Below are 5646 nucleotides of genomic sequence, written 5' to 3' on the forward strand. Positions count from 1 at the left end.
ATCCACCGCATCCCGATCCGTGGTCAGATCCCCCGCAAAGTGACGATCACCCGTGGCATCAGGCACGTACTTCACTGCGACAACGATCCTCAAGCTCACTTGATGTCCCTCCACACTCTCGGTTTGCCGATTACGGCAGGTTGCGGGCCATGACGATGCGCTGGACCTGGTTGGTGCCCTCGTAGATCTGGGTGATCTTGGCGTCGCGCATCATCCGCTCCACCGGGTAGTCCCGCGTGTACCCGTAACCACCGAGCAGCTGCACCGCGTCCGTGGTGATCTCCATCGCCGCGTCCGACGCGTAGCACTTGGCCGCCGCACCGAAGAACGTCAGGTCCGCGTCCGAACGCTCCGACTTCGCCGCCGCCGCGTACGTCAGCTGCCGCGCCGCCTCCAGCTTCATCGCCATGTCAGCCAGCATGAACTGGATGCCCTGGAACTCGGCGATCGCCTTGCCGAACTGCTTGCGCTCCTTTACGTAGCCCTTGGCGTAGTCCAGCGCGCCCTGCGCGATGCCGATCGCCTGGGCCGCGATCGTCACGCGCGTGTGGTCCAGGGTGCGCATCGCCGTGGCGAAGCCCGTGCCCTCCGCTCCGATCATCCGGTCCGCGGGGATCCGCACGTTGTCGAAGTACACCTCGCGGGTGGGCGACCCCTTGATGCCCAGCTTCTTCTCCGGGGCGCCGAAGGACACGCCCTCGTCGCCCTTCTCGACCACGAAGGCCGATATGCCCTTGGAGCGCTTCTCCGGGTCGGTCACGGCCATGACGGTGTAGAACTCGCTCACGCCCGCGTTGGTGATCCACCGCTTGACGCCGTTGAGCACCCAGAAGTCCCCGTCGCGCACCGCACGCGTCTTCATCCCCGCCGCGTCCGAGCCGGCCTCCGGCTCCGACAGGCAGTACGAGAACATCCCCTCGCCACGTGCGAGCGCCCCGAGGTACTTCGCCTTCAGCTCCTGCGAGCCCGACAGCTGCACCGGCAGCGAGCCCAGCTTGTTCACCGCCGGGATCAGGGAGGAGGAGGCGCACACCCGCGCCACTTCCTCGATCACGATCACCGTCGACAGGGCGTCCGCACCTGCGCCGCCGAAAGCCTCCGGCACGTGCACCGCGTGGAGGTCGTTCGCCTCCAGCGCGTCCCGCGCCTCCTGGGGGAACCGCCCGAGCTCGTCCACCTCGGCCGCGAACGGCGCGATCTTCGCCTCGGCCAGCGAACGCACCGCGTCCCGGAGCATGTCGTGCTCCTCCGACGTCCGGAAGAGGTCGAAATTGTCACTCACGTCCGTTACTCCAGTCCGCGTCAGCTTCCATGGCATCGAGTACCCTCAATTATGCACACTCAGTGCCATCGATCGACTGACCCCCGGTGTTAGGTTCGCCTCCATGACCACGAAGCCCCCGATGCGGGACGCCCTCGTCGCAGCGGCCTTCCAGCTCTTCCTCGAACGCGGCTACGAGGCGACGACGATCGACGACATCGTCACCCTCGCCGGCGTCGGGCGCCGGTCGTTCTTCCGCTACTTCCCCTCCAAGGAGGACGTGGTCTTCCCCGACCACGAGGGCGCGCTCGCCGACATGACCCGCTTCCTGGAGGCCAGCGCCGACACGGACGACCCGGTGACGCGGGTCTGCGACGCGGCGCGCCTGGTGCTCACCATGTACGCCGAGAACCCGACCTTCTCCGTGCAGCGCTACCGCCTCACCAAGCAGGTGCCCGGGCTGCGGGCGTACGAACTCTCGGTCGTGTGGCGCTACGAGCGCGCGATCGCCGACTACCTCGGGGCCCGCTACGCGGACCGCCCCGACGGCAAGCTCCGCGCCGACGTGATCGCGGCGGCCGTGGTCGCCGCCCACAACAACGGCCTGCGCACATGGCTGCGTTCCGGTGCGGAGGGCGACGCCGGCGCGGCCGTGGACCACGCGATGGAGTTCGTCCGCGCCGCCTGGAACGGGGACGGCGCCGCCCGGCAGGGCGGCCCGGAGGCGGAGGACGACGTGGTGATCGTGATCACCAAGCGGCGGACGCCCATGTGGCGGGTCGTCCGGGAGATCGAGGCGGGCCTGACGGAGGAGGACTCCCCCACTTGAGGCACTGAGTGCCTTTTCAAAGTGCACTCAGTGCCATATCGTGTGCGCCATGAATGACCGGACTCTCGACGCGCACGACGAATCGGTTGACGGCGGGCTGCTGGTCCAGCGCTGCCGTTGGTGCGGCAACACCGCCTTCCAGCGCCTCCTCTGCCCCACCTGCGCCTCCACGGAGCTCGACGAGGTGCGCAGCGACGGCACGGGGGTGATCGTCCGCTCGATGCGGGACGCCTCCCTCGTCGACCTCTCCGAGGGGTTCTCGGTACGGGGCCGGATCGTCGGCGCCCTGCCGATGCACGTGCGCAGCGGCGCGCGCGTGCGGGTGGCCCGGACGGAGCGCGCCGATGCGGGCGAGCTCGTCTTCGAGCTCTGCGAGCCGCCGGTGTCCCCGTACACCTGGTAGTCGCCCCGGCCCCGCAACGCGCCACCGGCCGGGCCCCCGACGGGCCGGTCCCGTAGGTCAGTTGTGCTCGGGGTGCTGGTACTGCCGGGACTGCAGCAGGTACATCTCGCGGAAGTCGCCCGTGCCCGCGCCCGGTCGCATCAGGTCGGCGAAGGCGCCGTGCTCGACGACGCGTCCCCCGTCCAGGACGTAGATCACGTCGGCGTGGCGGACGCTGTGCAGGCGGTGCGTGATCAGGACGACGGTCTGCCCGTCGGCGGCGAGCTCCCGGATGAGGTCGAAGACCCGCTGCTCGGCCTGGGCGTCCAGGGCGCTGGTCGGCTCGTCGACGATGAGGATCCGGGCGTCGCGGTACTGGGCCCGGCTGAGCTGGAGCCGCTGCCACTGGCCGCCGGATATCTCGTGACCGCCCTTGTACCCGCGGCCCAGCAGCGTGTCCCAGCCGCGGGGCAGGCCCGCGACGACCTCGTCGGCGCCGGAGTAGCGGGCGGCCGCGTCCAGGCGCGCGTCCGTCAGGAGGGCGTCGGGGCGCCCGATCCCGACGTTGACCCGCGCGGTGAACGGCCAGCGGTAGGCGTCCTGCGAGACCAGGGCGATGCGGTCGGTGATCTGCCGCCGGTCGGCGTCGGCCGCGTCGACGCCGTCCCAGCGGATCCGTCCGGAGTCCGGCGTGTACAGCCCGCACAGCAGCTTGGCCAGGGTGGTCTTGCCGCTGCCGTTGCGTCCGACGAGGGCGACGACCTTGCCGATGGGGATGGTGACGTCGACCTCGCACAGGGCCGGCGGCCGCACGAGCGGGGTGCCGGGCGCCGCGGCGGCGGTGACCGGGTAGCTGAAGGTCACCTTCTCGAAGCGGACGGCCTCGACCCGCTCCGGCAGGTCGAGCCCGCCGCGCGGGATCACCCGGCGGTCCGCCTCGGCGCACAGCCGCTCCAGGTCGGCGACGAACAGCGCCTCCTCGTGCAGGTAGCCGAGTTGGACGACGAGCCGGTCCAGGGCGGAGGACCCGGTGCGGATGGCGATCACCGCCGTGCCGGCCACGGACAGCCCCATCGCCCCGCTCCACAGCAGCGCGCCCAGTGCGCCGTACGTGGCCGCCGTCGCCACCCCGGTCCACGCCGAGGCGACCAGTCCGGTGCGCGCCGCGAGCCGCGCGAGCCGGGTCTGCTCCCGCTCGCCGTTCTCGGCCATCGCCCTGAAGTGCCCCAGCAGGAACGGCCCGAGGTCGTGGACGCGGACCTCAGGCGCCGCCTGGGTCTCGATCAGCAGGCGTCCCAGCAGCTGCCCGGCGCGGGCGTGCTGCACCCAGTTGTGGAAGGAGATGTAGCGGCGGCGGGCGATGGTGAGCGCGCTCCAGGCGCTGGGCAGGGTCATCACCGCCAGCAGCGGGAGCAGCCCGGGGTGCAGGACGGTGAGCACGCCGGCCGCCGCGACCAGCGAGATCAGCGCGTTGACCACCGACGAGCAGAAGTTGATCATCCGCCGGGCCGACGCGGCGCCCCAGGACGCCGAGTCGAGCAGCTTGTGGAACTCGTCGTCCTCCACGGCCGCGAGCTCCACGCGGGCGACGCGCTCCAGGTACATCTCGGTGGCCGCCCGTTCCACGGTCGGCTCCAGCTTGCCGGTGCCGGCCGTGGAGGCCGAGCGCAGCACCGCCCCGGTGAGTGCGGCCGCGGCCACGAGCACCAGCGCCGGGGCGGCGCCCGTGAGCCGCTCGGCGGTCCCGCCGGGCACGAGCAGCCGGGCGAGCACCCAGTTGACGGCGACCAGGCCCACCGCCTGGGCGACGCCGCGGCCCGCCTCGGCCAGCGCCACGACGCGCAGGGCCCGCGGATCGGCCCGGTGGGCCAGGCGCACGGTGGTCGCGACGAGCTGCGGGAGCCGCCGGAGCATCGCCCGCAGCCCCAGTTCCAGGAAGGAGCCGTCGTGCTTGTTCCAGCCCATGTCGTACCGCAACGGCCCGCCGAACAGCAGCCGTTCGGACTCCGACACCTCTTCCGGCGCGAGGACGTCCGGGTTTCCCGGGGCTTCCTGCCGCTTCCGCCTGGTCATGAGCGTCCCCCTCGGCGGCGGCCGCGGCGCGGTGCCGCGGCGGCCTTCCCACAGGGTGCTCCTCACGGCGGCGCCGTGTGGCCCGCTCCCGTCAGTGCGCCCCGTCCCCGCTCCCGGCGGCCCCGTTCCCGCCCCCGTCGGCGCCGCCTTCCGCCCAGGCGCGGTAGGCCTCGACCGCCGTCGGCAGGGTGGGGAAGATGCGCTCCCGGCCCACCGACCCGGTCAGGCCGTACGCGTCCAGGTCGTCCAGCAGGTCCTTCTTGACGCGGGCGAGCGCGAGGACGATGCCGCGGGCCGCGAGTTCGCGGCGCAGGGCGTCCAAGGCGTCCAGGGCGGTGATGTCGACCTCGACGTTGGCCTCGGTGTTGAGGACGAACCACCGCACCGGGTCGTGCTGCCGGTCGACGGAGGCGAGGGCCCGGCGGCGGAAGTCCTCGGCGTTGGCGAAGAAGAGCGGAGAGTCGTAGCGGTAGACGAGCAGACCGGGGATCGTGCGGGCCTGGGGGTAGTCGTCCACGTCGTGCATGCCGGCCAGGCCCGGCACCAGTCCCTCGACGGCGTCGTGCGGGCGGGCCACCCGGACCAGCATCTCCGCCACCGACAGGGCGACGGCGACCATGACGCCGTAGAGGATGTCCAGGGCGAGCACGCCCACCAGGCACGCGAGGGCCAGCAGCAGCTCGCGGCGGCGGAACGACGCCAGGCGGCGGAACCCGGCGAGGTCGATCAGCCGGCAGGCGGCGAAGACCACGATGGCGCCGAGGACGGTGGAGGGCATCGCGGACAGCGCCGGGTTGAGGAAGAGCAGGACGCAGACCACCGCCACCAGCGTCACCAGGGAGTACAGCTGGGTCCGGCTGCCGGCGGAGACGCCGAGCGCGGTGCGGCTGGCGCTGCTGCTGACCGGGAAGCCGTGCAGGACGCCCGACCCGAGGTTGGCGGCGCCCAGGGCGAGCAACTCCTGGTTGCTGTCGAGGCGGTCGGCGTCCTGGCCGGCGAAGGCCCGTGCGGTGAGCACGAAGTCGGTGTAGCCCACGAGCAGCACGCCCACCGCGGGCAGCAGCAGGTGGGCCAGGTCGCCGGGGGTGGGCAGGGCCGGCC

At 72.1% G+C, this 5646-nt stretch carries 5 protein-coding genes and 1 pseudogene; 2 read left to right on the top strand and 4 right to left on the bottom strand.

Going from position 1 to position 5646, the window contains the following annotated elements:
• Both PV350_RS43810 and PV350_RS43815 read right to left on the bottom strand, forming a co-directional pair.
• Positions 1 to 99: pseudogene (locus PV350_RS43810) on the bottom strand (electron transfer flavoprotein subunit beta); the annotation flags it as partial.
• Between the two features lie 31 nt (positions 100 to 130).
• On the bottom strand, positions 131 to 1282 hold the full coding sequence (locus PV350_RS43815) for an acyl-CoA dehydrogenase family protein (RefSeq protein ID WP_500338950.1): 1152 nt from the start codon (positions 1280 to 1282) through the stop codon (positions 131 to 133).
• A gap of 103 nt (positions 1283 to 1385) precedes the next feature.
• Between PV350_RS43815 and PV350_RS43820 the strand changes: the two genes are divergently transcribed.
• Complete coding sequence (locus tag PV350_RS43820) at positions 1386 to 2090, top strand: TetR family transcriptional regulator (protein WP_500338952.1); 705 nt, start codon at positions 1386 to 1388, stop codon at positions 2088 to 2090.
• A gap of 49 nt (positions 2091 to 2139) precedes the next feature.
• Complete coding sequence (locus PV350_RS43825; protein WP_499514879.1) at positions 2140 to 2493, top strand: Zn-ribbon domain-containing OB-fold protein; 354 nt, start codon at positions 2140 to 2142, stop codon at positions 2491 to 2493.
• Positions 2494 to 2550: 57 nt separating this feature from the next.
• On the opposite strand, the gene PV350_RS43830 is transcribed toward PV350_RS43825, so the two are convergent.
• Both PV350_RS43830 and PV350_RS43835 read right to left on the bottom strand, forming a co-directional pair.
• Positions 2551 to 4545 carry an ABC transporter ATP-binding protein gene (locus PV350_RS43830; protein ID WP_499514878.1) on the bottom strand — a complete coding sequence of 665 codons (1995 nt, stop codon included), beginning with the start codon at positions 4543 to 4545 and terminating at the stop codon, positions 2551 to 2553.
• A 91-nt stretch (positions 4546 to 4636) separates the two neighbouring features.
• Positions 4637 to 5646 (bottom strand): SulP family inorganic anion transporter (locus PV350_RS43835; protein ID WP_500338955.1); only part of this gene is annotated, 1010 nt, incomplete at its 5' end.

The organism is Streptomyces sp. PA03-6a, from assembly GCF_033792765.1.
Lineage (GTDB): Bacteria > Actinomycetota > Actinomycetes > Streptomycetales > Streptomycetaceae > Actinacidiphila.